The organism is Rhodothalassium salexigens DSM 2132, from assembly GCF_004341375.1.
Lineage (GTDB): Bacteria > Pseudomonadota > Alphaproteobacteria > Sphingomonadales > Rhodothalassiaceae > Rhodothalassium > Rhodothalassium salexigens.
In genome coordinates, this window is the sequence record NZ_SLXO01000004.1 from 122,240 (window position 1) to 148,897 (window position 26,658).

General features: G+C 69.4%; 21 protein-coding genes and 1 tRNA gene. 10 read left to right on the forward strand and 12 right to left on the reverse strand.

What is annotated here, in order from left to right; translation table 11 throughout:
- The first annotated feature begins 176 nt into the window (after window positions 1–176).
- The gene (locus EV659_RS07075; RefSeq protein ID WP_243641586.1) at window positions 177–977 is read left to right on the forward strand and encodes a ferredoxin--NADP reductase; all 801 of its coding nucleotides are present in this window, start codon (window positions 177–179) and stop codon (window positions 975–977) included.
- 148 nt (window positions 978–1,125) lie between these two features.
- Here the strand turns inward: EV659_RS07075 and astB are convergent, their stop codons facing one another.
- Genes astB through EV659_RS07095 form a run of 4 tightly spaced genes read right to left on the reverse strand, consistent with a single transcriptional unit; the run spans window position 1,126 to window position 6,392 of the window.
- Window positions 1,126–2,529, reverse strand: coding sequence for an N-succinylarginine dihydrolase (gene astB, locus EV659_RS07080; protein ID WP_132708174.1), 1,404 nt, complete (start codon window positions 2,527–2,529; stop codon window positions 1,126–1,128).
- A complete protein-coding gene (astD, locus tag EV659_RS07085; RefSeq protein ID WP_132708175.1) occupies window positions 2,526–3,998 on the reverse strand; it encodes a succinylglutamate-semialdehyde dehydrogenase in 1,473 nt (490 codons plus the stop codon). Before astD ends, astB begins: the two co-directional genes overlap by 4 nt.
- Before the next feature lie 10 nt (window positions 3,999–4,008).
- Entirely contained in the window at window positions 4,009–5,073 is a 1,065-nt protein-coding gene (locus tag EV659_RS07090; RefSeq protein WP_132708176.1) for an arginine N-succinyltransferase, read from the reverse strand.
- Window positions 5,070–6,392 (reverse strand): hydrolase, encoded by a 1,323-nt coding sequence (locus tag EV659_RS07095; protein WP_132708177.1) that lies wholly within the window; start codon window positions 6,390–6,392, stop codon window positions 5,070–5,072. Before EV659_RS07095 ends, EV659_RS07090 begins: the two co-directional genes overlap by 4 nt.
- Window positions 6,393–6,706: 314 nt before the next feature.
- Here EV659_RS07095 and EV659_RS14670 point away from each other — a divergent pair, with 314 nt between their 5' ends.
- Entirely contained in the window at window positions 6,707–7,378 is a 672-nt protein-coding gene (locus EV659_RS14670) for a response regulator transcription factor (RefSeq protein WP_165878769.1), read from the forward strand.
- A gap of 279 nt (window positions 7,379–7,657) precedes the next feature.
- On the opposite strand, the gene EV659_RS07105 is transcribed toward EV659_RS14670, so the two are convergent.
- The 4 genes from EV659_RS07105 to EV659_RS07120 all read right to left on the reverse strand — a co-directional run bounded on the left by EV659_RS07105 (window position 7,658) and on the right by EV659_RS07120 (window position 12,536).
- Window positions 7,658–7,731 (reverse strand) — tRNA-Gln (locus EV659_RS07105).
- A 101-nt stretch (window positions 7,732–7,832) separates the two neighbouring features.
- Window positions 7,833–8,765, reverse strand: a complete 933-nt coding sequence (locus tag EV659_RS07110) for a 4-(cytidine 5'-diphospho)-2-C-methyl-D-erythritol kinase (RefSeq protein WP_200287360.1) — start codon at window positions 8,763–8,765, stop codon at window positions 7,833–7,835.
- A 134-nt stretch (window positions 8,766–8,899) separates the two neighbouring features.
- The gene (locus tag EV659_RS07115; protein WP_165878770.1) at window positions 8,900–10,645 is read right to left on the reverse strand and encodes a tetratricopeptide repeat protein; all 1,746 of its coding nucleotides are present in this window, start codon (window positions 10,643–10,645) and stop codon (window positions 8,900–8,902) included.
- A 232-nt stretch (window positions 10,646–10,877) separates the two neighbouring features.
- The gene (locus EV659_RS07120; RefSeq protein ID WP_132708181.1) at window positions 10,878–12,536 is read right to left on the reverse strand and encodes an electron transfer flavoprotein-ubiquinone oxidoreductase; all 1,659 of its coding nucleotides are present in this window, start codon (window positions 12,534–12,536) and stop codon (window positions 10,878–10,880) included.
- A 219-nt stretch (window positions 12,537–12,755) separates the two neighbouring features.
- On the opposite strand from EV659_RS07120, the gene EV659_RS07125 reads away from it, so the two are divergent.
- The 8 genes from EV659_RS07125 to EV659_RS07160 all read left to right on the forward strand — a co-directional run bounded on the left by EV659_RS07125 (window position 12,756) and on the right by EV659_RS07160 (window position 21,660).
- A complete protein-coding gene (locus EV659_RS07125; RefSeq protein ID WP_200287362.1) occupies window positions 12,756–13,748 on the forward strand; it encodes a uracil-DNA glycosylase in 993 nt (330 codons plus the stop codon).
- Window positions 13,748–15,625 (forward strand): lytic transglycosylase domain-containing protein, encoded by a 1,878-nt coding sequence (locus EV659_RS07130; RefSeq protein ID WP_132708182.1) that lies wholly within the window; start codon window positions 13,748–13,750, stop codon window positions 15,623–15,625. Before EV659_RS07125 ends, EV659_RS07130 begins: the two co-directional genes overlap by 1 nt.
- On the forward strand, window positions 15,615–16,148 hold the full coding sequence (gene moaB / locus EV659_RS07135; RefSeq protein ID WP_132708183.1) for a molybdenum cofactor biosynthesis protein B: 534 nt from the start codon (window positions 15,615–15,617) through the stop codon (window positions 16,146–16,148). The genes EV659_RS07130 and moaB overlap by 11 nt, the downstream gene beginning before the upstream one ends.
- Window positions 16,149–16,267: 119 nt before the next feature.
- Window positions 16,268–17,137, forward strand: coding sequence for a carboxylating nicotinate-nucleotide diphosphorylase (nadC, locus tag EV659_RS07140; RefSeq protein ID WP_132708309.1), 870 nt, complete (start codon window positions 16,268–16,270; stop codon window positions 17,135–17,137).
- Between the two features lie 116 nt (window positions 17,138–17,253).
- The gene (locus tag EV659_RS07145) at window positions 17,254–18,183 is read left to right on the forward strand and encodes a helix-turn-helix domain-containing protein (RefSeq protein ID WP_132708184.1); all 930 of its coding nucleotides are present in this window, start codon (window positions 17,254–17,256) and stop codon (window positions 18,181–18,183) included.
- Between the two features lie 180 nt (window positions 18,184–18,363).
- A complete protein-coding gene (locus EV659_RS07150; RefSeq protein WP_132708185.1) occupies window positions 18,364–19,137 on the forward strand; it encodes a potassium channel family protein in 774 nt (257 codons plus the stop codon).
- A 408-nt stretch (window positions 19,138–19,545) separates the two neighbouring features.
- On the forward strand, window positions 19,546–20,427 hold the full coding sequence (locus EV659_RS07155; RefSeq protein ID WP_132708186.1) for a sulfotransferase: 882 nt from the start codon (window positions 19,546–19,548) through the stop codon (window positions 20,425–20,427).
- Between the two features lie 96 nt (window positions 20,428–20,523).
- Window positions 20,524–21,660, forward strand: coding sequence for a glycosyltransferase family 4 protein (locus EV659_RS07160; protein WP_165878771.1), 1,137 nt, complete (start codon window positions 20,524–20,526; stop codon window positions 21,658–21,660).
- 155 nt (window positions 21,661–21,815) lie between these two features.
- On the opposite strand, the gene EV659_RS07165 is transcribed toward EV659_RS07160, so the two are convergent.
- The 4 genes from EV659_RS07165 to EV659_RS07180 all read right to left on the reverse strand — a co-directional run bounded on the left by EV659_RS07165 (window position 21,816) and on the right by EV659_RS07180 (window position 26,582).
- The gene (locus tag EV659_RS07165; RefSeq protein ID WP_132708188.1) at window positions 21,816–23,135 is read right to left on the reverse strand and encodes an oligosaccharide flippase family protein; all 1,320 of its coding nucleotides are present in this window, start codon (window positions 23,133–23,135) and stop codon (window positions 21,816–21,818) included.
- Window positions 23,136–23,387: 252 nt separating this feature from the next.
- Entirely contained in the window at window positions 23,388–24,380 is a 993-nt protein-coding gene (locus tag EV659_RS07170; protein WP_132708189.1) for an NAD-dependent epimerase/dehydratase family protein, read from the reverse strand.
- A gap of 4 nt (window positions 24,381–24,384) precedes the next feature.
- Window positions 24,385–25,533: an NAD-dependent epimerase/dehydratase family protein gene (locus EV659_RS07175; protein ID WP_132708190.1), complete on the reverse strand. Its 1,149-nt coding sequence runs from the start codon at window positions 25,531–25,533 to the stop codon at window positions 24,385–24,387.
- Window positions 25,533–26,582, reverse strand: coding sequence for an SDR family NAD(P)-dependent oxidoreductase (locus tag EV659_RS07180; RefSeq protein ID WP_132708191.1), 1,050 nt, complete (start codon window positions 26,580–26,582; stop codon window positions 25,533–25,535). The genes EV659_RS07175 and EV659_RS07180 overlap by 1 nt, the downstream gene beginning before the upstream one ends.
- Window positions 26,583–26,658 lie beyond the last annotated feature (76 nt).

Here is a 26,658-nt window from a genome sequence, read left to right on the forward strand (position 1 = left end):
AGGCGTTCTAGCCCGGCCAACAGAAATTCTACGGCTTCCGTTGTCGTCTCAAGACCTCTATATCCACCGGTGATATGAGCGGCCTTTGCGTGGGATGCAAGAGGCCGGCACCGCAGGCGACCGGTTTTGGCGTCCAACGAGGCGTTGCGTCCCCCTTCAGTCAATGGAGAAACACGATGTCCGATCGTCGAGGAATGTCCCCCAACGCCCCGACGCAAGAAACGGTCCAGACCATTCATCATTGGAGCGACCGTCTGTTTTCGTTCCGGCTGTCGCGGCCGGGCAGCTTCCGGTTCAAATCGGGCGAGTTCGTCATGATCGGCCTGGAAGTGGACGGCAAGCCCCTGATGCGCGCCTATTCCCTGGCCAGCCCGGCGTGGGACGAAGAGCTTGAATTCTATTCCATCAAGGTGCCCGACGGTCCGCTGACCTCGCGTCTGCAACACATCCAGCCGGGCGACACCGTGCTGCTGGGCAAGAAGCCCACCGGCACGCTGGTCAACGACGCATTGGTTCCGGGCAAGCGGCTGTATCTGTTCTCGACCGGCACCGGTATCGCGCCGTTCGCCAGCGTGATTCGCGACCCCGAGACCTATCAGAAGTTCGACCAGGTGATCCTGACCCACACCACCTGGACCCGCAACGGTCTGGGCTACGGCATCGACCTGGTGGCCAAGATGCCCGAAGACCCGCTGGTCGGCGAGGAAGCGGCCAAGCAGCTGATCCACTATCCGACCACCACCCGCGACCCCGAGTATGATCGCAATTTCGGCCGCATCACCCACCTGATCGACAATGGCAAGCTGTTCGACGATCTGGGCGTGCCGCCGCTCGACCCCGAACACGACCGGGTGATGATCTGCGGGTCGATGGAAATGCTCAACGACACCAAGGAACGCTGCGAAAAGGCGGGCCTGACCGAGGGCACCCAGAACAAGCCGGGCGAATACGTGGTCGAACGCGCCTTCGTCGGCTGATCCGGCGCCCGGGTCCGCCGGTCCGCCGAACCATCGGTTCGGCGCCGGCCCCGGCCCTGGGTGCGGCTTCGTTTAAGCCCAAGCCGAAGCCCAAGTCCAAGCCCCTCTCCCGCCGGAGAGGGGTTTTCTTTTGGCCGCCGCCGGGTGCTCAGCGCTGGAAGTCGTAGACCGAGCCGAGCCCGGCCAGCGCGGTCAATTCGTCGAGGGCGGCGAAGCTTTCGCGCATCAGCGCCGGGTCGCGCAGGTCGTCGGGCGCCAGCCGGTCGCGATAGTGGCGCCGCACCCAGGCTTCAAGCGCGTCGAGCAACGCGTCGTCGAGCACCAGCCGGGCGCCGAGGGCGGCGATGTCGCCGGCGTCGAGCGCCACGCGCAGGCGCAGGCAGGCCGGCCCGCCGCCATTGCGCATGGACTGGCGCACGTCCTGCACCTCATACGCGCCGATGGCGCCGCCCGTGTCCACCAGCCGTTCCACATAGGCGCGCGTCGACGGCGTCTCCACCACCTCGCCCGGCACCGCCAGCAGCATCCGCCGAGAGCCCGGCACGCTCAGCAATTGCGAATTGAATAGATAGGACCGGATCGCGTCGGCCAACGGCACCTCGGCCTCGGCCACCGAGACGATGCGCGGGCGAAAGCCCAGCGGCTCGGCCGCCCGGGCGAGCGCGTCGTGGAGTGCGGCGGTGTCGCAGAACGCCGCCTCGTGGTGGAACAGCACGTCCTCGTTGGCGACCGCGACCACGTCGTTGTGGAAGGCGCCGGCGTCGATGGCGGCGGGGTTCTGGCGCCACAACAGCGTGGCTTGGGGCGCCAGCCGGTGGGCGCGGGCGACCGCGGCACTGGCCGAGCGCACCTGGCGGGCGGGAAAGCGCGTCGGGCCGGCGCCGGTCTCGAAGCCCCGGCGGCCATAGACGAACAATTCGACCCCGGGCTCGCCGTGACCGCGGCTTAAGCGGTTGTGGTTGGCGGCCCCCTCGTCGCCCCGGTGCACGCCGCCCGGCACCGGCGGGTGGACGGCGAAGCGCGCCGGGTCGGCGAACAGGGCGCGCAGCACCCGGTGGCTGGTCTCGGCCTCGATCGAGCGGTGGTACATGGCCGCCAGATTGGCCGGGGTGACGTGGGTGCGGCCGTCGGCGGTGTCCCATTTGGGCGACACCGTGGCGGCGTTGGCGGTCCACATGGCCGAGGCCGAGGTCAGGTTGCGCATCAAGGCGGGCTCGTCGGCCCAGCCCGCCGCCAGCACCGCCGCGTCGTCGCCCTGATAGCCGAGCGCGCGCAGGCTGGCCAGGTGCGGCCGGTCGTGCGGCGGCAGGAACCCCTGGACCAGCCCCAGCGCACGCATGCGGCGCATCTTGGCCAAGCCCTGCAAGGCGGCGTCGCGCGGGTTCGATACGGCCCCGGCATTGCTCTCGGCGGCCAGGTTGCCGAAGCTGAGCCCGGCATAATTGTGCGTCGGCCCCACCAGGCCGTCGAAATTCACCTCGACGGCGGCGCCGGGCGCGGCCGGGCCGGCCCCGGCTCCTGCCCCGGCCCCGACGGGCTCGGCGGCGCTCATGGCGCGAACCCCCGCGGCCGGTCGACCGCGCCCACCCGGCCCTCGGCATTGGCCAGGGTGGCCATGGGGTAGGCGCAATAGTCGGCGGCGTAATAGGCGCTCGGCCGGTGGTTGCCGGAGATGCCGACACCGCCGAACGGCGCGCTGGACGCGGCGCCCGGCAGCGGCCGGTTCCAGTTGACGATGCCGGCGCGCGCCCGGGCCGAGAACCGGTCCCAGCGCGCCGCATTGTCCGAGATCAGCCCGGCGGCGAGCCCGTAGCGCGTGGCGTTGGCGAGCCCCAGGGCCGCCTCGAAGTCGGCGGCGCGCTGGACCTGGAGCACCGGCCCGAAGATCTCCTCGTCGGCCAAGTCGGCCAGGCCGGACACGTCGATCAGGCCGGGGCGGACGAACGCGCCCGCCGGGTCCGGCCGTTCGGGCGCCACGAGCGCGCGCGCGCCCCGGTCGAGCAGCGCCTGCACCTGGGCCATCACCCGGTCGGCGGCCGCCGGCGCCACCAAGGGCCCCATGAACGGTTCGGGCTCGGCGTCCCAGGCACCGACCCGGATCGCCGGGATCAGCGCGGCGACCCGGTCGACGAGCGCGTCGCCCTCTGCGCCCGTGGGCACGATCAGCCGGCGCGCGCAGGTGCAGCGCTGGCCGCCCGACAGATAGGCCGACTGGGCGATCAGCAGCGCCGCCGGGTCGGGGTCTTCCACGTCCCAGGCGATCAGCGGGTTGTTGCCGCCCATTTCCAGCGCCAGCAGCTTGTCCGGCCGGCCGGCAAGCTGGCGGTGCAGGGCGGCGCCGGTGGCGGCACTGCCGGTGAACAGGATGCCGTCGACGCCGTCATGGCCGCTCAACGCCATGCCGGTATCGCGCCCGCCCTGGACCAGATTGACCACGCCCGGCGGCAGGCCGGCCTCCTGCCAGCAGCGGACCATGATCTCGGCGACCGCCGGGGTCAGTTCGCTGGGCTTGAACACCACCGTGTTGCCGGCGATCAGCGCCGGCACGATGTGGCCGTTGGGCAGGTGGCCGGGGAAGTTATAGGGGCCGAACACCGCCATGACCCCGTGCGGGCGGTGCTCCAGCCGGGTGCGCAGCGCGCCGCTGACCGTGTCGTGAACGCCGGTGCGGTCGCGATAGGCCTGGCGCGAGATCGCCACCTTGTTGACCATGGCCTGGGCCTCGCCGGCGGCGTCCCAGCGCGCCTTGCCGGTCTCGCGCGCGATCGCTTGCGTCAGCCGGTCCTGATTGGCCCGCAGGCGCTCGGCATAGGCCTCGACCAGGGCCAGGCGCGCGTCGAGCCCATGGTCGGCCCAGGCGTCGAACGCGGCGCGCGCGGCCGCCACGGCGGCGTCCACCTCGGCTGCGGCGGCGCCGGCTCCGGTCCACAGGGGCGCGCCGGTGGCCGGGTCGTGGGACGCGAAGGGCGCGCCGGACCCGGGGCACCAGCGGTCGCCGATCAGGTGGGGCGTGTCGGTCATAAAAACTCCTTCAGGCTTTGAACGGCGCGATGGTGAGCACATCGCCGGCTTCGAGCGCAAGGGCGCGCGCCTCGGCCGCGGTCAGCGCCAGCTTGTCGCCGGGATCTGGCATCGGCCGGTCGAGGAGCGCGATACGGCAGCGTTCGAGGTCGGTGTTGGCGACCATGATGCGGCCTTCGGGGCCCTTGTCCGACAGCGGGTGCGGCGGCGGCGCGGGGTGTTCGGTCCAACTGGCGGTGCGCACCGCGCGGATGGTCGCGATCGAGGTCACCGGCGCTTCGAGACACGGCCCGGCGTCGAAGATGTCGACCGCCTTGGCGACCTGGAAGCCTTCGCGCTCCAGCAGGCGCTTGGCGGGGGCGGCGTGGTCGTGGGGGCGGCCGATCACCGCCTGCGCCTCGGCCGGCAACAGCGCCGTGTAGATCGGGAATTTGGGCATCAGGTCGGCGATGAACTGCTGGTTGCCGCGGCTGTTGATCTGGTCGGCCTCGCGAAAGTCGATGCCGCCGAAGAAGTGCCGGCCGACCGCATCCCAGAACGGCGAGTGGCCGTGCTCGTCGACCCAGCCGCGGATTTCGGCGAACACCTTGTCGGCGAAGCGCTCGGGGTGGGCGGCGATCATCAGGAAGCGGCTTTTCGACAGGAACGCCCCGGCGCCGCCGGCGCGCGCGCCCTCGGCCAGGAACAGCGTGCCCACCTCGGTGATCCCGGCATAGTCGTTGGTCAGCTGCAACAACTGGGTGTGCACGGTCTTGGCCGGTTCGCGCGACACCTGGGTCAGGTGCAGCAGCCGGTAGGAATAGAACGGCTCGGCCATGCCGACGGCGGCGAAGATGCCGGCGGTGCCGACCACCCCGCCGTCATTGACCTGGCCCGTGGGGTCTTCGAGCACGAACAGGAAATAGTCGTCGGTGGGGTAGGGGTGGTCGCGGGCGAAGCTGGCTTCTGACCGGGCGATCCGCTCCGACAGGATGGCGGCGTCGGGGGGAAAGCTGGTCATGCCGCCGCCGGTCTGGCCGGCCAGGCGCACCAGCGCGTCGAGGTCCGCGGCGACCACGGGCCGCAAAAGCTTCATCGCCGGGCCTCCGCTTTGCCGGCCGCCGGGGCGGTGTCGAGGTCAGCATCGGGGTCAGCATCGGGGCCAGCATCGAGATCGACACCGAGAGCGGAGTCCATCTCGCCCTGGGCGAAGGCGCACAGGATCAGAAACGACAGCTTGGCGCGCTCGGCGAAGCTGTCCACCAGAACATATTCGTCGTGGCTGTGGATCTGACCGCCGCGCACGCCGAGCGTGTCCACATTGGGCAGGCCGGCGGCGGCCAGATTGTTGCCCTCGCAACAGCCGCCGGTGTCGCGCACCGCGATCGGCACGCCCAACGTCTCGCCGCAGCGCCCGACCAGGTCGAACAGCGCCCGGTTGGCCGGCGACAACACCTTGGGCGGCCGGTAGAAGCCGCCATGGAGCGTGGCCCGGAAGCCGTCTTCGCCGTTCAGCCGGTCCACCAGGCGCGCCAGTTCGGTCTCGGCCCACGCCTGTTCGTCGGCGTCGCGCACGCGGATGTTGAACCGGCAGAGCGCGCGGGCGGGCACCACATTGTTGGCGCTGCCGCCGTGGATCACGGCGGGGTTGACCGTGACGCCAGGGCGCTGGCCGTTGAGCGCATAGAGCGCGTCGATGGCGCGGGCGAGTTGCCAGACGGCGTTGCGGCCGGCCTCGAACTCGCGCCCGGCATGGGCCGAGCGGCCGTCGACCACCAGGGTGAAATTGCCCGAGCCCTTGCGCGCGCCGGCCAGGGTGCCGTCGGCCAGCGCCGGCTCGTAGGTCAGGCCGATATGGGCGCGCGCGGCGCCGGCGTCGAGCGCCGGGCCCGAGCCGATCGAGCCGATCTCTTCGTCGGAACTGACCAGCACCTCCCAGCCGACGCCTTGGGCCAGCGGCGTACGCTCGAACGCCTTGAGCGCGTGCAGCATGACGATCAGCCCGCCCTTCATGTCGGCGACGCCGGGGCCGTTGAGCGTCGTGTCGTCGAGCCAGCGGCAGCGGGTGAACGGGCTGTGCTCGGGATAGACCGTGTCCAGATGGCCGGTCAGCAGCACCCGGCGCGGCGCGTGGGTGCGCTGGGTGAAGCGGTGGATCGGGCCGTAGCGGATGGCGACCGCCTCGCCGGCGTCGGTGACCGTCTGCCCCGGCGCCGCCTCGACCGCGTCATAGGTGCCGCCCAGGTCGGCGAAGGCGTCGCGGACGATGGCGCCCATGGCGGCCAAACCGTCGTCGTACCAGCTTCCCGATGGTTGATGGGCCCAGCGCTCGACCATTGCCACCATGGTGGCGGACTGATCGTCGAGCCAGGCCAGGGCGTCTTGCATCGCCGGGGTCACGGACAGGCTTGTCATCGTGTGGATCATCCTTGTCGGTTGAAAGGATCGTGTCCCGCTGGTGCCCGGTCGGGGCGCGCCGGGCGGCGCGGGCGGGGTGCCGGGGCAGGGGGCCGGTTTCGGATCGCCCCGGCGGATTGTCGATGGATCGGCACACTCCGTCGCAGAAACGGTTACACTTTCGGCGGGGGCGAGGCTATAGTTTAGCCATAACGAGGCCGGCACACCGGCTCAACGATAAGCGCCAACGCCTGCGCACGATGCGCGGACAACCGCGCACAACAATGGACCGGGCCGCCGGGTCCGGCAACGACAGCCGAGGAAGAGATATCATGAAAGTCCTGCTTTTGGATCGGCATGCGCTGTTCCGTCATTCCATGCACGAGGTGCTGGCGCAACTGGGCGGCGTGGGGTCCATACTCGAAGCGGCGTCGATGGCCGACTTCGTCCGCCAGGCGACCGCCCATGACGACATCGCGCTGGTGATCGCCTATCCGCCGTCGCTGGATCTGGATCTGGCCGACTGCATCAGCCTGACCCGCCGGCTGGTCGCCGGCGCGCGGCTGGCGTTCTTCCGCGACACGCCCGACCCCGCGGTCGAGGGGCGCTACCCTGAGATCGTGTTCCTGGACCGCGCGGCCGATGGCGACACCATCGCCGACGCGTTGCGCGGCGCCGAGCCCTTGCGCGGCTCTGCGGTGGCATTTGGCGACGGCGCGTCGGCGACCCCGGCCGCTGGTCCCATCGGCCTCGTGCGTGCGTCCCAGACCGGCGCGGCGGCGTCCGGCACGCAAACCGGGCGGTGCGCCGACCTCTCGTTCCGCCAGCGCCAAATCATGGCCATGGTGGCGGAAGGACTGGCCAACAAGGAAATCGCCGCCCGGCTGGGCATCGCCGAAGGCACGGTCAAGGCGCATATCCACGCGGTGTTCAAGGCGCTGGGCGTGACCAACCGGACCCAGGCCGTGGTGCGGTATGGCGGTGCCCTGCGCCAAGCCGGCTGAGCGCTATCACCGGCGCAGGGGCGGTCTTGGCTGAGGCGTGGCCCACACCCGGTCGCAGCTCGGTCGACGCCGCCCCAGGCCCTTGGCCGAGCGCTCGGCTGAACGCTTGGCCTGGGCCCTGTTAGCTGCCTGGCCGTGATCGCCGGTCGGCTGATCTCAGACACCGCCGCGTCGGGTGAGAGCCCCACTCCGCCCATGATGACGGTCGCCGACCCGAAAGGTCGAGCGCGAACCGATGGTCGGTTCAGCGTCAAGCCGCTTTGATTGGGAAGAATTGGGTGGCTGGGGCGGCAGGATTCGAACCTGCGATCACGGTACCAAAAACCGATGCCTTACCGCTTGGCTACGCCCCAACACGCATGGCGTGGCGGGGATAAAGCATAGTCCGGTGGGGCCTGTAAAGACCCCTGTTGCCGATTTCTGATCGCGCCGCCCGGCGCGGTGTCGCAGGGGCTCAATCGGTCAGGATGTGGCCGGCCTCGACCCACCAGTCGGGGCGGTCGGTGCGCAGCCGTTCGGCCGCCGCCTCGGCGGCCTCCAGGGTGTCGAAGGCGGCGAAGCAGGTGGCGCCGCTGCCCGACATGCGGGCCAGTTGCACGCCGTCGAGATCGCGCAGCGTGTCGAGCACCGAGGCGATCTGCGGCGCCAGCGCGATTGCCACGGGCTCCAGGTCGTTGCGGGTGCGCCCGACCAGCCAGTCGCGGTCGATCCGGTCGGGTGCCGTCGGCCAGATGTCGATGGGGTCGGAAAAGCCCCGGCCGTCGGCGGCGAAGCGCTTGAACACCGCCGCGGTGGGCACCAGGACGCCGGGATTGACCAGCACCAGCGCGCGAAAGCGCGGTTGCGGTGCCGGGGTGCAGCGTTCGCCGATGCCCGCCACCCATTGCGGCGCCCGGTGCAGGCAGGCCGGCACGTCGGCGCCCAGCTCGAGTGCCAGGGTGGCCAGCCGCTCGGGCGCGATGGCCAGGTTCCACAGGCGCGCCAGGCCCAGCAGGGTCGCCGCCGCGTCGGACGAGCCGCCGCCGATGCCGGCGGCCGGCGGCAGGCGTTTGGTCAGCACCATGCGCGCGCCAGCGGCGGTGTGCGCCGGGGCCGCTGCGGCGTGCACCGGGCTTCGTCCGGCGGTGGCGCCGGCCTCGGCGGCCAACAATCGGGCGGCGCGCATCACCAGATTGTCTTCCGCGTCGCTGTCGAGCAGGTCGGCGAACGGGCCGGTGACCTGAAAGTCGAAGCTGGTGCTGCGTTGCAGGGCGATCTGGTCGGTCACATGGACGAACACGAACAGGCTTTCCAGCGTGTGGTAGCCGTCGGCCGTGCGGCCGGTCAGGTGCAGGAACAGATTGACCTTCGCGGGCGCAGCCACGGTCAGAAAACTTGCATCACTCATCATCGGCGCCGCCGTCTTGTGCGCAGGGCGTCGGGGCAGCGCCCGGCTGCGTCAGGGATTGTTGCGCGCCGGTGGCGCCGGCAAGCGGACCGTGTCGAGGCGGGTCCGGGGCCGGCGCGGCGGCGCGGGGGGTGTCACTCGGTCTTCGTCTTCTCGGTGCCCGCAAGGGTGAGGCCATAGGTCAGTTTGTCGCGGATCGCCGCCTGTGTGTCTGCCGCGTCGGTCAGCGTCAAGGCATGTTCCCACTGATAGCGTGCTTCCAGATGCCGGCCGACTTGCCAATAGGCGTCGCCCAGATGGTCCGAAATGGTCGGGTCGTCGGGTTCTTCGACGATAGCCTGTTCGAGAAATGCCACTGCCTGATCGTAATTGCCTCGCAGATAGTGCGCCCAGCCCATGCTGTCGATGATGAAGCCGTTGCCGGGTTCCAGGTCCATGGCTCGCTCGATCAGGTCCATGCCGGCGTCCAGGTGGAGGCCGCGGTCAATCCAGCTATAGCCCAGATAGTTGAGCACATCGGCCTGATCGGGCCGAATCGCCATGGCGCGCTTGAGATCGGCCTCGGCCTCGGGCCAGCGATCGGTCTGTTCATAGGCGATGGCGCGGGCGAAATAGGGATACCAGCCCACCGTTTCGTCGGCTTCCATCAGCACGATGGCGCGGCTGTAGGCGTCTTCGGCGGCGTCGAAATCGCCGTCCTGGCGCTTCAGGTCGCCAAGTGTGATCCAGCTGTCGCTGTCTTCGGGGGCGACCTCGAGATGGCGCTTGAGCGCGGCGACGGCTTCGTCGCTGCGACCGGTCTGGGCCAGGGCGACGGCGGCACCATAGCGCGCCGCGCTGGCCAGGGGCGTGTCGGCGCGCTCGACCACGCCATAGGCATCGAGTGCGGCCGCAAAGCGCTCTTGACGCGACAACAAATGGCCGAGCAGCAGATGCGCGTCATACAGGTCGGGGGCGGCGAAGGTGGCGAAGCGCGCGAACACGATCGCCGGCTGGATCGACGTGTTGCGCGACAAATCCCGCGCCACCGCCAGGAACGGCCGGGCGATACCGCCTTCCGGGCTGCGCGCCAGCACCGGCAGGGTCCGGCCCTTGCGCGCCGCTGCCAGCCGCCGGTCGATGGTGGCGCGCTCGATGCGGTTGCCCGCGGCGGCCTCCGCCAGCCGGCTGTATAGCGCCACGGCCTCGTCCGCGCGCCCGGTGCGGATCAACAGATTGCCATAGCCGCCAACCAGATCGGGGTCGGCGCCGCCCGGGGTGTCGATGGCCAGTTGATAGGCCGCTTCGGCCAGCTTGGTGCGGCCCAGATAATCCAGCACCAGCGCCCGATGGGTCAGCACCCGGACCCGGTTGAAGCGCGGCTGGCCGGCCGCGTCGAGGCGCGCCAGGGCGGCATCGCCCTGGCCCTGGCGGGCCAGGAGCCAAGCCTCGATAATCGGCGCCAGCGACTGCCGAAAGAAGTTGGAATCGATGGCGTCAAGGCGGCGGAGTGCCTGGGCGTCGTCGCCGCGCTCGATGGCGTTCAACAGCCGCATGGTCTCGGCCATCAGATTGCCGGCGCCGAACGGGGCCAGCCGCTCGGCCATGTCGGCTGCGGTGTCCAGGCGGCCCTCGGCGAGGGCAAGCGTGAAGGTGGCGTTGAGCAGCCCCGGATCGTCGGGGTCCTGCGCCAGGGCGTGGCGGTAGAAATCGACCGCCCGGGGGTCTTTGATCTCGCTGGCGAAGCGGCCGGCCACATAGGGCCCGAAATCGCGCGGCCCGGGGGTGCCCGTGTCCACCTCGGGCGTGTCGACAAAGGGCAAGGGCGGTGGCGCTGTCTGTGCGCCGGTGCAGGCGCCGAGCAGGGCGACGGCCAAGCCGGCGATCCAACGGTGTGTCATGGCCCCTCCTTCATGGCACGACGCCGCGATGCGGCGGCGCGGTCCGGCCGGTGCAGCCCCGGTCGGCGCGGCGCCCCGGTCTGGCGGTCGGGCGTGGTCACGCGCGACCGCCATGCCACCCGGTGGCGCTGCCGTCTTCAGCGGCTTAGCCGGCGGGATCGGGCGCCGTCGTCCCGACGGGGCCCTGTGATCCGCTCAGCCTAGCCCAAGCGCCGCGCCTGCGAAACCGCGATCACATATTGGGATAGTTTGGCCCGCCGCCGCCCTCGGGCACCACCCAGTTGATGTTCTGGGTCGGGTCCTTGATGTCGCAGGTCTTGCAGTGGACGCAGTTCTGCGCGTTGATCTGCAAGCGCAGCCCACCGCCGCCGGTCTCGGCCTCGACGATCTCATAGACGCCGGCCGGGCAGTAGCGTTGTTCGGGGGCGGCATATTGCTCCCAATTGATGCGGATCGGCACGCTGTCGTCCTTGAGCGTCAGATGACAGGGCTGGTCCTCTTCGTGATAGGTGTTCGACAGATAGACGCTGGACAGTTTGTCGAAGGTCACCACGCCGTCATATTTGGGATAGTCGATCGGCTGATAGTCCTTCGCCTTGCCGGTCTTTTCATGGTCTTTCGGGTTGCCGAAGGTCCAGCCCAGCAGCCAGCCGAGCCCCAGGCTTTGCAGCCACATGTCGGTGCCGGCATAGAGCGTGCCGCCGACGATGCCGAACTTGTCCAGTGCCGGGCGGACATTGCGCACCCGCTTCAATTCCTTGTGCACCCAGCTCTTTTCGTAGGCGATTTGATAGCTGTCGAGGGCGTCGTTGGCGCGCCCGGCGAGCACCGCGTCGACCGCCGCCTCGCCGGCGAGCATGGCGGTCTTCATGGCGTTGTGGGTGCCCTTGATGCGCGGCACGTTGACGAAGCCCGCCGAACAGCCGATCAGCGCGCCGCCGGGGAAGCTGAGCTTGGGCACCGACTGCCAGCCGCCTTCATTGATCGCCCGGGCGCCATAGGCGACCCGTCGGCCGCCTTCCAGCATCGGCCGGATCGCCGGGTGGTCCTTGAAGCGCTGGAATTCGTCATAGGGCGACAGATAAGGGTTCTCGTAATCGAGGGCCACCACGAAGCCGATGGCGATCTGGCCATTGTCCTGGTGATAGATAAAGCCGCCGCCGGCGACCCCCTTGAGCGGCCAGCCCTGGCTGTGGATGACCCGGCCCGGGTCGTGCTGGCCGTCGGGGGCGTCCCACAATTCCTTGAGCCCGATGCCGTAGGTCTGGGGTTGGCGCCCGGCGCGCAGGTCGAAGCGCTCGATCAGTTGCTTGGATGACGAGCCGCGCACGCCCTCGGCGAACAGGGTGTACTTGCCGTGCAGCTCGACGCCGGGCTCATAGCCGTCCTTCTTGCTGCCGTCGCGCGCCACCCCCATGTCGCCGGTGGCCACCCCCTTGACCGAGCCGTCGTCGTTGTAGAGCACCTCGGCGACCGCGAAGCCTGGATAGACCTCGACGCCCAGGGCCTCGGCGCGCTCGGCGAGCCAGCGGGTCAGATTGCCCAGGCTGCCGGTGTAGCAGCCCTTATTGGACATCAGCGGCGGCAGCAGGGCGTGCGGGATCTCGGTCTTGCCGGTCTGAGACAGGAACCAGTGGTGGTTCGACGTCACCTTCTGGCGCAGCGGACAGTCGCTGTCGCGCCAGTCGGGGATCAACTCGTCGAGCGCCTTGGGGTCGATCACCGCACCCGACAGAATGTGCGCGCCGATTTCCGAGCCTTTTTCCAGGACGCAGACGCTGACGTCCTCGCCGCGTTCCTCGGCCAATTGGCGCACGCGGATCGCCGCGGACAGGCCGGCCGGGCCGCCACCAACGATGACCACGTCGAATTCCATGGACTCGCGTTCCATTCACCACCCCATCGGATTGGGCGCCGCGGCAGGACCCGCCGGGCGCGTCGGTCGGGCGCCATAAGAACGGATTTGACCGATGCCGTCAAATCGGCTCTGAGACCATGCTTGCCTTTACAACCGCCGTTCGGCATGGTCTCGACTAAAGCTTGAACAAAAACCGGCCGATCCATGGCGCCTCACTGCCGCAATAGTGCAAGTAAAAAGGGATAAAGGGGCGTGGGAGACGCGACCCAGCTCTTAGCCTGGCAAGTGGCCATGGGCGCCGACGAAGCGATCGTCGAGACGCCGGTGGACCGTTTCGCCGCCAGTCGGGCACGTCAACAGCACCGCGCGGCACGACATTCGCCGGGCGAAGGCCATGGACCGTCGGCTGAGGCCGGCGATCTGGCGGGCGGCCGGGCGTCGCGCGGCGGCGCGTCGCGCGACGCGGACGGTGACGCCACGCCGGATCGGGCCGCCGCCCCGAGCCATGCGTCCGTCCCAAACCGCGCGCCGGCCCAGGCGCCGTCGCCGCGCCCGGCGGCCGTTGCGGGCGATGCGGCTGCTGCGGTTGAGGCCGAACGGTTGGCCGGGGCGGCCGGGACGCTTGAGGCGTTGCGTCAGGCGCTCGACCGGTTCGAGGGCTGTGCGCTCAAGCGCGGCGCGCGCCAGACCGTGTTCGCCGATGGCCTGCCGGGCGCGCCGCTGATGATCGTCGGCGAGGCGCCGGGCGCTGAAGAAGACCGCCAGGGCCGGCCGTTCGTGGGCGATGCCGGTCGGCTGCTCGACCGAATGCTGGCGGCGATCGGCGCCAGTCGGTCGGACAATGTCTACATCACCAATGTGGTCAACTGGCGCCCGCCCGCCAATCGCACGCCCAGCCTGGAAGAGATCGCCATCTGTCGGCCGTTCATCCTGCGCCATATCGCCTTGGCGGCGCCGCGGGTGGTGGTGGTCATGGGCAATACCGCGGCCAAGGGCGTCTTGCAGGCGAGCGCCGGGATCACCGCACTGCGCGGCCGCTGGCAGGCCCTGGCGCCGACGCAGAGCGCGGCCGGAGACGGTGCCGGAGACGATGTTGGAGGCGGTGCCGGGGCGGGTCAGTCGGCGGGCCTGGGGGTGGCGGTGATGCCGACCTTTCACCCGGCCTATCTGTTGCGGCAGCCGGCGCTCAAAGGCTTGGCGTGGCAGGATTTGTTGCAGATCGCCGAACGGATCAAGGGGGCGTGATGGCCGGACGGCTGTGTGTGGTGTGGGGGCGTAGGGTGACGGTCTGGCTGCTGGCCCTGGCGACCATTGGGATCGGTGCGGCGGCCGACGAACCGGCGGCGCCCTGGCCCGCGGCCGAAGTCCGCGTGCTGAGCCCGTCGGATGCGGTGCGCTATCGCCGGGTGTTCCAGTTGCAGGAAGACGGGCAGTGGGCGGCGGCCGACGCTCAAATCGCCCAGATCGACGACCGCATCTTGATGGGGCACGTGCTGTTCCAGCGTTACATGCACCCCACGGCCTATCGCTCGCGCTACGACGAACTGCGCGACTGGCTGGCCGAGTATGCCGACCATCCCGGGGCCCAACGGGTCTATGCCCTGGCACGGCGTCGACAGGGCCGGGCGGCCGCGCCGCGTCGGCCCGACCCGGTGGTGTTGCGGTCGTGGGCCGGACTTGACGTGGCCGCCGCCGGCGCTGGTGCCTCGACGGCGGCCGTGGTGCCGACGCCGCGCGCCAAGCCGGACAGCGGTCCGCGCCGCAGCCGCGCCGAGCGTCGCCAGGTGGCGGCGGTTGAGGCGCTGGTTGCGCGCTATCTGCGTCTCGGTCGCCCGGATCGGGCCGAAAAGCGCCTTTGGGCGGCGGCCGATCTGTTGACGCCGGCGGAGCGTTCGGCAGCCTTGGCGGCAACCGCCGCCGCTTACTTTCGCGACCATGACGACGCCAAGGCGGCCGCACTCGGGCGCCATGCCATGGCCTTGGCCCCTGCCGCGGCGGGGGCCGATGCCTGGGCTGTTGGCCTGGCGATCTGGCGGTCGGGTGATTGCACCGGGGCCGAGCCGGCGTTCGCGTTGGTCGCCGAGCAGGGCGAGACGGCCGAACGCCGCGCCGCCGGTGCCGTTTGGGCGGCGCGCGCGGCGTTGGTCTGCGGCTCTGCGGGGCGGGTGTCGACCCATCTGCGCCGGGCCTTGGGCGCGCCGGAGAGCTTTTATGGGTTGCTGGCGCGGGCCCAGTTGGGCTTGCCGCCGCTCGATGATTGGCAGGGCACGCCGGGCCAGGGCACGCCGGGCCAGGGAGCGTCGGGTCAGGCGGTCGATGACGACGATATGGCGGCGCTGCGCGCCGACCCCGCCGTGCGGCGGGTGATCGCGCTGGTGGATGCGGGGCAGTACTTTCGCGCCGACCAGGATCTGCGGCTGATCGTCAAGCGCCGTGGCCACACGCATTGGCGCGCGCTCGGCGCCCTGGCGGCGGCGCTCGACCTGCCGGCGACGCAGCTTTATGTGGGCCGCCATGCCGGTGCTGCGGCGCCGCGGGCGTGGCGCTTTCCGGTGCCGGCGTGGCTCGACGAGGCGGGCCTCGCCCTCGACCGCGCGCTGGTGCTGGGCGTGATCCGGCAGGAATCGGCGTTTCGCCACCGGGCGCGCAGCCATGCCGGGGCGTCGGGGTTGATGCAGTTGATGCCGTCGACGGCCGGCATGATGGCGCGCGACCAGAGCCTGCGCTGGCGGCGCAACCGCCTTTATCAGCCCGATCTCAATCTGGAATTGGGCCAGCGCTATCTGGATGTGCTGCGCCGGATGGAGCGCACCGACGGCAACCTGCTGATGATGCTGGCGGCCTATAATGGCGGGCCGGGCAATCTGGCCCGCTGGAAACGCCAGACCGAGTATCTGGCCGACCCGCTGCTCTATGTGGAGACCCTTCCGGTCAGCGAAACCCGCACCTATGTTAAGCGGGTGATGGCCAATCTGTGGCTGTATCGAATGCGCCTGGGGCAGGCGGCGCCGTCGCTCGACGCACTCGCTGCCAACGCCTGGCCATTGTATGAACAATTGGACCCGCCGGGCGCCGTGACGGTTGCCGGGCGCTTTGGCGGAGACTTGATCCGTGGCCCCTGATGCCGCTGCCGACCGCGCCTTTCGGCCCCTCCATGTGGCCGTGCTGACCGTGTCCGACAGCCGCGGACCCGGCGATGATGCCTCGGGCGATGTGCTGGCCGAGCGCGTCGCCGGTGGCGGTCACGTCTTGGCCGCGCGGGACTGGGTGGCGGACGATCTGGCGGCGTTGACCGCGCGGCTGCGTGCGCTGGCCCAAGACCCGGCGGTCGAGGTGGTGATCACCACCGGCGGCACCGGCGTGACCGGGCGCGACGTGGCGCCCGAGGCGGTCGAGGCGGTGTGCGACAAGATGATCCCGGGCTTCGGCGAGTTGTTCCGCTGGATCTCGTTCGAGATCATCGGCACGGCGACGATCCAGTCCCGGGCCACTGCGGGCGTCGCCGGCGGCACCTATATCTTCGCCTTGCCGGGCAGCCCGTCGGCGGTGCGCGACGGCTGGGACCGCATCCTTGCGGCCCAATTGGACAGCCGCCACCGCCCGTGTAACTTCGCCGAGCTTCTGCCGCGCCTCGGCGAGCGCTAATCCGCTTCATCCGACCGCTTCGGTCGTTCTCGATCCAGGGAGTTCTGCCCATGGCGCCTCCGCCGTCTTCGCCCTCGTCCGATCCCGTTTCCGCTGCCGGGGCCGCGCCGGCCGCCGCCATGGCGTCGTCGGGCCCGCTGTCGCCGGCCGAAACCGCGGCGTTTGTCGCCACATTGCTGCGCGAAGACGGCATCGATCCAGCCACCGGGCGCGGCGATGTAACCACCGATCTGGCCGTGCCGGCGGCCGCTCGGGCCGCCGCCTCGGCGGTGGCACGCGAGACCATGGTGGTTGCCGGCCTCGGGCTCGCGCTCGCGGTGTTTCGGGCGCTCGACCCGACGCTCGAGATCGCGGCTCGGGTGCGCGACGGCGAGCGGCTGGCCGCCGGCGAGACGTTGTTCACGGTTGCCGGCGCGGCCCGGCCGATTCTGGTTGGTGAACGCGCCGCGCTCAATCTTTTGCAACATTTGTCCGGGATCGCGACGCTGACCCGGGCCTATGCGGACGCCATCGACGGCACCGGTACGGTGCTTCTGGACACCCGCAAGACCGTGCCGGGCCTGCGCCGATTGGCAAAATACGCGTCGCGCTGTGGCGGCGCCCACAATCACCGCCAAGGGCTGGCGGATGCGATCCTGATCAAAGACAATCACATCGCCGCCGCCGGTGGAGTGCAGGCGGCACTCGACCGGGTTATGGCGAAAACAGATCTGCCGATCGAGCTGGAGTGTGATAATCTAGACCAAGTGAAAACTGGCCTAGCCTCCGGTGTCAGTCGCCTTCTTCTGGATAATATGGATCTCTCAACCATGCGAGAGGCTGTCTCGCTTGCTGCCGGTCATGTGCCGTTGGAGGCGTCCGGTGGTGTCACTTTGACGAAAATTCGATCGATTGCGGAGACAGGTGTCGATTTTGTTTCCGTCGGTCGCTTGACACAATCCGCACACGCGATAGATATAGGTCTTGATTTTGCATGCTCTCGGGACTGATCAGGCTCCGGTTCAGGCGCTGGACGCCCGCCCGCCCTGGAACGCGGGGGACACCGACCCTACATTCTTAGAGGCATGATAACGGCGGGATGGCCACAAGGTCATGGTAGCGTGACATGAACCAGATTCAAAATTTGGACGGCGGCAAGCTGGATGCGGTGCTCGACCTGGGGCAGTGGTATCGCCACGGTCCCTATCGGTCGCAGGCGCTGGGCGTCAAACAGGTGATCCTGAGCACGGGCGAGCCGGTGTCGGTGGTCCGGGCGCGCCATCGCGCCGGCGAGGTCAATCATCCGCCGACCGAGACATACACATTGTTCACCCTGGTGCGCGGCAATCTGCAAAGCGATGTCAATTTTGGCGACCAGGAGTTCGACGTCAATCCGCGGCCGGGCGACATGATCCTGGCGCCGCCGGGGGTTGCGGTGTCGGCGGTCAATAACGGCTCGCACGAGGTGTGTGCGCTGTCGATCCCGGTATCGCTGATGAACCGGGCGATGGCGGCGCGGCGCGACGGCTCGAAGACCGATCTGACGCCGCTGCAAGAGCGGATGCACCAGGACCCGGTGATTTCGCAGGTGATGCTGTCCTTGTGGGAGCATGGCGACGCGCTGCCGGGTCTGAGCGCCAAGTATCTCGAACACGGCGCCAACCTGATCGTGGCGCGGTTGGTCATGATGGCCGACGATCTCGCCCAGCCGGCCAAGAAGCCGCAAACCGAGGCGGGCGGCCGCCTCGACGAGGTGATCGCCTATATCGACGCCAATCCCGGCGCGTCGCTGACGCTTGAAGAACTGTCGCGGATCGCCCAGTGCTCGCCGTTCCATCTGGCCCGGATCTTCAAGCAACGGGCCGGGCAGACCGTGCACCAGTATGTGCTCGAACGGCGCATCCAACGCGCCAAGCAACTGCTGGTGGACCCGTCGCTGTCGATCGCTGACATCGCGCGCGAGACCGGGTTTTCAAGCCAGTCGCACCTGACCGCTGCGTTTCGGCGCAGCGTCGGCTCGACACCCGGGGCCTATCGCAAGGCATCGCTCAACTGATCGCCCGGCCGGTGGGCGGTCGCGGGCCGGGCCGCGGGTGAGGGGCGCGCGGTTGGCGGCGCGCTCGGCACGGTCGGCGGGGCCCAATCGGGTGGTTCTGTCCAGCCGGGTGGTGCGGTGGCCCGCACTGGCGGCCGTCATCGGCGCCGAGCGTGGGGCCGGGAGGGTCGAGCCAGCGCTATGACTTGGTTGCACCGACGCCTGTTCGACCTTTACCAGGGCGGCGGCCGGCACGCGCGCCGGGCGCGCTATGCCATGGCGGTCTTCGACGCCCTCGTGGTGCTGTATTTCCTGATTTCCACCGCTTTGCCCGCGGGTGCTTGGTTGCACGCGGCCGACATGGCGATTGCCGGGCTGCTGGTGCTCGACCTTTTGGCACGCCTCATCGCCTCGCGCGATCGGGCGGCGTTCGCGGCCAACCTGATGACCTGGCTCGACGTGCTCGTGGTCGCGTCGTTGATCGCGCCGATGTTTCTCAGCAATCTGGCGTTCGTCCGCGTGGTGCGGATACTGCGCATCCTGCGCTCTTACTATGTGATCCGCGAACTGCGCGAGACGTCGGCGTGGTTTCGCCGGCACGAGGAGGTGGTGCAGTCGAGCGTCAATCTGATCGTCTTCGTGTTCGTGATCACCGCGCTGGTCTATGTGATCGAGGTCGAAGACAATCCGGCGATTTCCAGCTATCTGGATGCGCTCTACTTCACCGTGGCGACGCTGACCACCACGGGCTTTGGCGACATCACCATGGCCGACCCGCTGGGCCGCCTGGTTTCGGTGCTGATCATGGTGTTCGGGGTGGCGTTGTTTCTGCGCTTGGTGCAGACGATCTTCCGGCCGCCCAAGATCCGCCATGCCTGCGCCACCTGCGGCCTCGAGCGTCACGACCCGGACGCCGTCCATTGCAAGCATTGCGGCGCTACGCTGAGCATCCCCACCGAGGGCGACTGGGCCTGAGCGGGGGCGTCGGCCGGCGGTCCCTTGCCGGTCTGTTGTCGATGAGGTGGCATCGCGGTGTGGAAGCGAGCCCGTCCCCTACTTTCGCCCTTGTGTTCTTCAGACATTGTTCTCGCTCCTCCGCCAGTGTAGAAGGAGCCGCTAAGTTCGAAAGGGCAAAAAATTCTTTATGGTATCGATGCGACGGGAATCTCTCCCTTGCTGTAGACTGTTCTACGGGGCAAAGGTCAGAATTCGGCGCAACATTAAAACCTGCTTCCGGCTGTCAAACGGATCCTATTGCCGACTGGTGTCGACAGACCGAGTTGCCGTTGTCGCTGTTTGAGGCAAACTTGGCCCGATGGTCAGAGCGCATTAACGCAGGTCTTCCAGCCTGAAAAAGCTTCTTACGAGAGTCGTTCCACGCCCATGTCACCCGGCCCGATTATCGTCTACGGCATGCACCGGTCTGGCACCACTATGGTGGCGCGGGCGCTGTCCGGGCTCGGGGTGTTCATGGGTGCGGGTCTTGACGCCAATCATGAAGCGCGGTTCTTCCAAAGCCTCAATAAATGGCTGCTGGCGGCCGCCGGCGCGCGCTGGGACGAGCCGGTACCGTTCGACCGCTTGCTCGCCGACGACGATCTGGCGCAGGTCCATGCGCGCTATCTGGCCCATGCGGTCGCCGGGCCGCGCAGTTTGGCCTTTCTCGGCCCCCGGGCGTATTGGCGCCACCGCGGGCTGACCAACCTGCCGGGGCCTTGGGGCTGGAAAGATCCGCGCAACACCCTGACCCTGCCGCTGTGGCTGCGCGTGTTTCCCGATGCCCGGCTGATCCATGTGCGCCGGCATGGCGTCGACGTGGCGCGCAGCCTGGTGATGCGCACGGCGCGCAGCCGTCGGGTGATCGAACGGCGCTACCGTCGCCACCGGCCGCTCCACGCGCTGTTGCCCAAGTGCGGTGGCTTCGTCGACTCGGTGCGCTGTCGCGAGCCCGAAGGCGCCTTCTCGCTCTGGCTCGACTATATGCAACGGGCCGAGCGGCTCGCCGCCGACACCGGCGGGCCGTTCGCGCTGCCCCAGGGCACGGTGGTGCACGAGGTGACCTATGAGACGCTGCTGGGCGACCCGGTCGTCGGTCTGGGAGATCTGGCCGCTGCGTTGGGGCTGGCCGTTTCGTCCGAGCGGATACGGGCCGCTGCGGCGGGGGTCGACCCGCAGCGCGCCTACGCCCATCAAGGCGACCCGGCATGGGCGTCGGTGGCCGCGGCCCAGGGCGAGGCGCTGGCGCGCTTCGGGTATCGGCGATGAGCGGTGCGGGCTCCTCCGGCTCGGATCGTCCGGATGGACGCGCCGTTCGGGCCAGGGCGCGCACCGCTGACCGGTTGGTGCGGCTGGGACGCCGGCATGTCTAGCCATGAGACCGGCCAGCGGACCGAGAGGGCGCCGCTCACCGTCGCTGCGCTGACCTCGGGCCGTCATGCGCCCTCGCCGCGCTTCCGGGTTCGGCAGTACCGGGTGCCCCTCGCCGAGCGGGGCGTGACGCTGCGCGAATACTGCCCGTTCGTCAGCCAGCACATCCTGTTGCCGGGGCTGCTCAACCGGGTATCGCGGCGTTACCTGCCGCCCTGGGCCTTGATGCAGATGACGCTCAACATTCTCGGTCGGGTGCCTGGCGTGTTGGGCGCCCGGCGTGCCGACGTGACGTTGATCGGCCGGTCGGTGCTGCCGGGGCTGGAGCGCGCGGTGCATCTCTTGCCGCGACCCCGGGTGTTGGATGTGGACGACGCCATCTGGCTGTCGGGCCACAACAGCGAACAAACCGCCGGCCGCCTGGCGCGCAACGTGGACGCGATCATCGCCGGCAACGACACCATCGCCGCCTGGTACCGTGCGCACAATCCCAACGTCCACGTGCTGCCGACGCCGGTGGACACCACACTCTACACACCGCGCCCGGTGGCCGCGCCGGGTGAGCGCGTCGCTCGCCGCCCGATCACCATCGGCTGGATCGGTACCGACGGCAACCACCCCAATCTGGACCTGGCGCGCCCCGCCGTCGAGGCCCTGGTCCGCGACCGGGCCGATGTGCGGTTCCTGGCGATATCGAACCGGCGGCCGCCCCATTGGGCGTTCGACGACCAGCGGCTGGTGTTTCGCTATTGGGACCCGGCGCGCGAACTGGCCGACCTGCGCGACATGGATATCGGCTTGATGCCGCTGCACGACAGCGCCTGGTCGCGCGGCAAGTGCAGCTACAAGATGCTGCAATTCCTGGCCGTGGGGATCCCGGCGGTGGCGTCGCCGGTGGGCATGAACCGCGACGTGCTGGCCGCCGACGATGTCGGGCTCAGCGCCGCCACCGCGGTCGAATGGTATCAGGCGCTCGACCGGTTGTGCGCCGATGATGAGGCGCGGTTGCGCAAGGGGCTGAACGGTCGGCGGCTGATCGAGCGCGCCTTCGACACCACGGTGTTCGCCGAGCGGCTGGCAGCCCTGTTACGCCGCGTCCATGCCGAGGTGCCGGCGGCCCGCCGGGGGTGAGCGCCGGGGGCGGCGCGGCCTCTCGATCAGACCGGGCGGCCGAGGCTCGGCGATCACACCGGGCTCTCAGACCGACCCCGCAGACAAGGCGATCAAAACCGGTGGCCGACCACAGGAGTGGCCAGAAGCGGCCCAGGGAAGCCTCTCGGCCCTGGTCAGAACGGGTCGCAGCGCACGCCCACCCGGGCCTTGGCAGCGCGCCACAGCACGGCGTTCAGAAGCGCCAGCGACAGGGTCGTGGCGGTCGCCGCACCGGCCATGCCGAACGCCGGGATCAGGGCCAGGTTGAGCGCCAGATTGAGCGTCATGGTCGCCGCCAACGTCCGGGCGTTGACCGCTTCGTTGCCGGTCATGTTGAGCAGATGGCCAACCCCGCCCACGGCTGCACTGGCCACCTGGCCCAGGCACAGGATCGCCAGCGCTCCGACGGCGGGGGCGTATTGGGCGCCGAACAGGACCGCCAGCACCGGCTCGCCGCCAAGCACGAACAGCGCCGCCACGGGCAGCGACAGCGCCGCGGCGAGCCGGGCGTTGAGCGTCGCCACCCGCTGCAGGCCGGGCCGGTTGTCGGCGGCGGCCAGGCGGGCGAATTGCGGGGTGGTGACCATGTTGAGCGCTTGCTGTCCGGCACCGATCAGCAGGGCGGCTTGCGCCGCCACGCGGTAGAGCCCGACCTCTTCGGCCGGGCGGAACAGGCCCAGCAGGATCAGGTCGGCGTGCATGTTGACGACCTGAAGCCCGGCGATCAGCCCCAGCGGCAGCACCGCGCGCGCCCAGCGCCGATGTTCGAACACCGGCGCGAGCGCGGCCCCGGCCGGCCGATCCCGGCGCAGCAGCGCCAGCCCGACCGCCAATGCGATCCCGGCGGCGAGCGCGTGGCCGGCGATCACCCGAGACGGCGTCAGCGCGGTCGGTCCGGCGATCGTTGCCGCGGCCAGCGCCAGGGTGAGCAGAAGGGCAGGGCGCAGCAGCCCGTCGGGGATCTGGCCCGCGAGGATCCGCCCCTGCCCCCGGGCGCGCGCATCGGCCAGGCGCAACAGCGCCACCAGCGGTACCAGCGCGAGCCCGGCGAGCACCGCCTGCGCCCGGACACCGTCGAGCGTCACCGCGACCAGCCCGGCACCGGTCGCGGCGATGCCGGACAACACGCCCACTGCAACCAGCGCCCAGCGCCAGATGCCGCGATAGTGGCCGCCATCGCCACGGGCGAGCGCCTGGGCGGTCTCACGCAGGGTCAAGGCCGGCAGGCCGAGCCGCGCAAGCAGTGCCAGCATCATGACGATCGCCAGGGCGAAGGCGTAATGGCCATAGGCGCTCGGCCCCATGAGCCGCGCGAGCGCTACGCTGAGGCCCAGGCCCAGCAGCAGGTTGCCGGCTTTGAGCACCAGGCTCCACGCGCCGGCCCGCAACAGGCCGACCCGCGCCGTGCGCTGATCCGATGCGCCGGCCGGCGGCGCGGGCGGGTCGTCGGTCATGGTCGGTTTGGCGACCGGTCTGCCGGCCGGTCGCGATGGCCGGGGGGGCGCGCGTCTGGGGCAGCCTTGCGGGGCGTGGACGGTTGCGGTGGCGTCGTCGGGCGCATGGGCTCGCTCATCCTTGGCGCGGCGGCAGCGTCCTGCGATGCTTGCCACGGCATCCGTTGGGAAACCGCTTGGCGCCGTGGTGGCCACCGCCGGGGCGCAATCGGCCCACCGCTGGGGCGGCGGTTTCGGCACCTCCGCCGTCGGTCAGACGTCGCCGGCCGGGGTGGTGAACCAGGCGACGGTCTTGGGCAGGCCGGTGTCCAGGTCGTGGGTCGCTTGCCAGCCGAGCATCCGCCGTGCCTTGGAGGTGTCGGAATAGTTGCGCATCACGTCGCCCTGGCGCGGTGCGCCGTGGATCACTTCGGGCCGGGCCACGCCATGGGCTTCGAGCACCGGCAACAGCTTGTCGACCATCTCGCCGACGGAGGTCTCGGCCGCCGTGGCGATCTGGAACACCTCGCCGCCCACGTCCGGCACGGTCGCCGCCTTGACGATCGCGTCCACCAAGTCGGTGATGAAGATATAGTCGCGGGTCTGGGCGCCGTCGCCGTAGATTTCCAGCTTTTCGCCGGCGAGCGCGCGGCGGATGAACTTGGCCACCACGCTCGACTTGTGGGTCGAGCCCGGCCCGTAGACATTGCCGAAGCGCAGGCACACGGTCTTGACCCCGAAGGTGCGCGCATAGGCCGAACAATAGCCCTCGCCGGCCAGCTTGCTGGCGCCGTAGGGCGACACCGGGTGCGGTGCCAGTTCCTCGTGGATCGGCGGTTCCACCTCGCCCGCCGGCGCGCCGCTCGACGCGAAGACGAACGTGTCGGTGCCGGCGTGGCGTGCCGCTTCCAGCATGTTGAGCGTGCCCGTCACGTTGCTCTCGCAGTCGAACATCGGGTCCTTGACCGACGGTTCGACGCCGGTGTTGGCGGCCAGGTGGACGATCACCTGGGCGCCGTCGACCGCGCGCGCCATGGCGGCGGCGTCGCGGATATCGGCTTCGATCAGGGTCACGCCGGGTGTGTCGGCCATCGGCCCCGGTCGCTCGGCATCCTCGCGGGTGAGCGCTGTGAAGGCGGTCAGCGCATCCGTTTGGCCGACGCTCAGATTATCGACCACGCGGATCGCATGGCCGCCCTCGTCGACCAGCCGGCGGATCAGCATCCGCCCGATGAAGCCGCAGCCGCCCGTAATCAACCAACGCATGTTTTTAGTTCCATTTCACTCGGGGCAGGATCCGGCCGGTGTCGATCCGGTCGGCATGGTCGCGCACCAGGGACAGCATTTCGGCCATCACCTCGTCGGTCAGATAGTGGGGTTGGAGCCCCAGGTCCAGCAGCCCGGAATGGGCCGGGTTGTAATAGTGTTCCTCGGCTTCCTTGCGCGGGTTGGGCAGGTTTTGCACCGTCACGTCGAGGCCCATCTGGCCGCCCACGCGGCGCACCTGCTCGGCCAGCGCGTTGACCGAGAAGGTCTCGGTGAACTGGTTGAGGATGCGCAGCCGGCCTGGCTCCACCGGCGTCTCCATGGCCAGATTCACGCATTGCAACGTGTCCAGCAGGTTGAGATAGCCGCGCGTCTGGCCGCCCTTGCCATAGACGGTCAACGGCACGCCGGCCACCGCCTGGACCAGGAAGCGGTTGAGCGCGGTGCCGAAGATGTCGTCATAGTGGAAGTGCGGCATCAGCCGGGTGTCGCCGCCGGCCTCGGGCAGGGTCAGGCCATAGACCGGGCCTTGCATCAGGTCGGTGGCGCGCAGGCCGTAGACCCGGCAGTAGAACCAGATCAGGTCGGTGTCGAGCACCTTGGTGGTGTGGTAGAGCGAGCCCGCCGCGCGCGGGAACAGGAAGGTGTCGCGCCGGCCCTTGTGCTCGATGTCGATCCAGCCTTCCTCAATGTCGATATTGGGCGTGCCGTATTCGCCCATGGTGCCGAGCTTGATCAGGTGGCAGTCGGGGGCGTGTTCCAGGATCGCCCAGATGGCGTTGAAGGTGACGCCCAGATTGTTGTCGAGGGTGATCCGCGCGCTGTCATAGTCGCGCATGGAATAGGGCGCCGAGGGTTGTTCGGCGTAGTGGATCAGCGCTTCGGGGACGAATTCCTGAAACACCCGGGCCAGCGTCTCGCGGTCGCCGGCGTCGCCTTCGGTGACGCGGATCTTGTGGCCGGTCGCCGCCTCGAACAGCGCCGCCCGGTCGGGCAGCTTGGGTGCCGGGATCAACGGCTCGCTGTCGGTGTCGGCGGCCATGTGGCGGCGCAGATAATTGTCGATCACCCAGACATCGTGGCCCCGGGCCGCCATGTCCATGGCGGTCGGCCAGCCCAGATAGCCGTCGCCGCCCAGAATCAATACGCGCATCACTCAGCCTCGTCGTTCAACAGACCGCTGCGGGTCATGTAATCGGTCAGATCGGCGCGCGACATGGCTGGCTCCAGCGAGGAGTTGTAGGCCTTGGCGCACGGTTGCGGCGTTTCGCCCGGATAGTCGTAGCGAATGTCCTGATAGTCGGCCCGGAACGCCGGCTTGACCGCGAAGTACTGCGACAGCTCGACGGTGCGGCGGACCTCCTCTTCGTTCATCAACTCCTCATAGAGCTTTTCACCCGGCTTGGCGCCGATTTCCTGAACCGCGATCTTGGCCGGATCGTGGCCATGGCAGGGGCCGAGCGTGTCGATCATCACCCGCGCCAGGTCGGCGATGCGCGCCACCGGCATCTTGGTGACGAACACTTCGCCGCCGCGCGCGATCATCGCGCTGTCCATCACCAGCCGCACCGCCTCGCCCAGCGTCATGATGAACCGGGTCATCTCGGGGTCGGTCAGGGTGACCGGCCCGCCCGCGGCGATCTGGCGGCGGAACACCGGGATCACCGAGCCGCGGCTGCCCAGCACATTGCCGAACCGGGTCGACGCGAACACCGTGCCGCCTTCGGGCCGGCGCGCGTTGGCCGAGGTCATCAGCCGCTCGCCCATCAGCTTCGACGTGCCCATCACATTGGTCGGGTTGACCGCCTTGTCGGACGAGGTGAACAGCACCCGGCCCACCTGGTTGGCGATCGCCGCTTCGATGATGTTTTCGGTGCCCAGGATGTTGGTGGCGATGGCGTCGCGCGGCGACCGTTCGCACAGGCCCACATGCTTGAGGGCGGCGGCGTGCAAGACGATGTCGATGCCGCGCATGCGGTCGATCAACTGGTCGCGGTCGCGGATGTCGCCCAAATAGAGCCGCACCCGGTCGTCGCCCTGACAGCGCTGTTCCAGGAAGAACAGATCGCTCTCGTTATGATCGATGCCGATGATCTCGGCGACGCTCGTGGCCATCAATTGGCGCAGCAATTCGCCGCCCACGGTACCGCACACGCCGGTGACCAGCACGCGCTTGTTCGCCCAAAAGGCTTGGTCAATCATCGTCGAATTGTCGTCCCGTCTGACGTGGGAAGGGCCGCGCCGGGGCTAGAAAGCGGTGCGGCGTCGGCGGCGCCGG

What these genes read in the sequence shown, in the direction of transcription:
- EV659_RS07170 (WP_132708189.1), bottom strand. Translation starts at nt 24,380, where the DNA reads ATGCGTTGGTTGATTACGGGCGGCTGCGGCTTCATCGGGCGGATGCTG.
- astD (WP_132708175.1), bottom strand. Translation starts at nt 3,998, where the DNA reads ATGACCGACACGCCCCACCTGATCGGCGACCGCTGGTGCCCCGGGTCC.
- EV659_RS07075 (WP_243641586.1), top strand. Translation starts at nt 177, where the DNA reads ATGTCCGATCGTCGAGGAATGTCCCCCAACGCCCCGACGCAAGAAACG.
- EV659_RS07155 (WP_132708186.1), top strand. Translation starts at nt 19,546, where the DNA reads ATGTCACCCGGCCCGATTATCGTCTACGGCATGCACCGGTCTGGCACC.
- astB (WP_132708174.1), bottom strand. Translation starts at nt 2,529, where the DNA reads ATGAGCGCCGCCGAGCCCGTCGGGGCCGGGGCAGGAGCCGGGGCCGGC.
- EV659_RS07095 (WP_132708177.1), bottom strand. Translation starts at nt 6,392, where the DNA reads ATGACAAGCCTGTCCGTGACCCCGGCGATGCAAGACGCCCTGGCCTGG.
- EV659_RS07180 (WP_132708191.1), bottom strand. Translation starts at nt 26,582, where the DNA reads ATGATTGACCAAGCCTTTTGGGCGAACAAGCGCGTGCTGGTCACCGGC.
- EV659_RS07175 (WP_132708190.1), bottom strand. Translation starts at nt 25,533, where the DNA reads ATGCGCGTATTGATTCTGGGCGGCGACGGCTATCTGGGCTGGCCGACC.
- EV659_RS07130 (WP_132708182.1), top strand. Translation starts at nt 13,748, where the DNA reads ATGGCCGGACGGCTGTGTGTGGTGTGGGGGCGTAGGGTGACGGTCTGG.
- EV659_RS14670 (WP_165878769.1), top strand. Translation starts at nt 6,707, where the DNA reads ATGAAAGTCCTGCTTTTGGATCGGCATGCGCTGTTCCGTCATTCCATG.
- EV659_RS07090 (WP_132708176.1), bottom strand. Translation starts at nt 5,073, where the DNA reads ATGAAGCTTTTGCGGCCCGTGGTCGCCGCGGACCTCGACGCGCTGGTG.
- EV659_RS07145 (WP_132708184.1), top strand. Translation starts at nt 17,254, where the DNA reads ATGAACCAGATTCAAAATTTGGACGGCGGCAAGCTGGATGCGGTGCTC.
- EV659_RS07115 (WP_165878770.1), bottom strand. Translation starts at nt 10,645, where the DNA reads ATGACACACCGTTGGATCGCCGGCTTGGCCGTCGCCCTGCTCGGCGCC.
- EV659_RS07110 (WP_200287360.1), bottom strand. Translation starts at nt 8,765, where the DNA reads ATGAGTGATGCAAGTTTTCTGACCGTGGCTGCGCCCGCGAAGGTCAAT.
- EV659_RS07150 (WP_132708185.1), top strand. Translation starts at nt 18,364, where the DNA reads ATGACTTGGTTGCACCGACGCCTGTTCGACCTTTACCAGGGCGGCGGC.
- EV659_RS07160 (WP_165878771.1), top strand. Translation starts at nt 20,524, where the DNA reads ATGTCTAGCCATGAGACCGGCCAGCGGACCGAGAGGGCGCCGCTCACC.
- EV659_RS07120 (WP_132708181.1), bottom strand. Translation starts at nt 12,536, where the DNA reads ATGGAACGCGAGTCCATGGAATTCGACGTGGTCATCGTTGGTGGCGGC.
- EV659_RS07165 (WP_132708188.1), bottom strand. Translation starts at nt 23,135, where the DNA reads ATGACCGACGACCCGCCCGCGCCGCCGGCCGGCGCATCGGATCAGCGC.
- nadC (WP_132708309.1), top strand. Translation starts at nt 16,268, where the DNA reads ATGGCGTCGTCGGGCCCGCTGTCGCCGGCCGAAACCGCGGCGTTTGTC.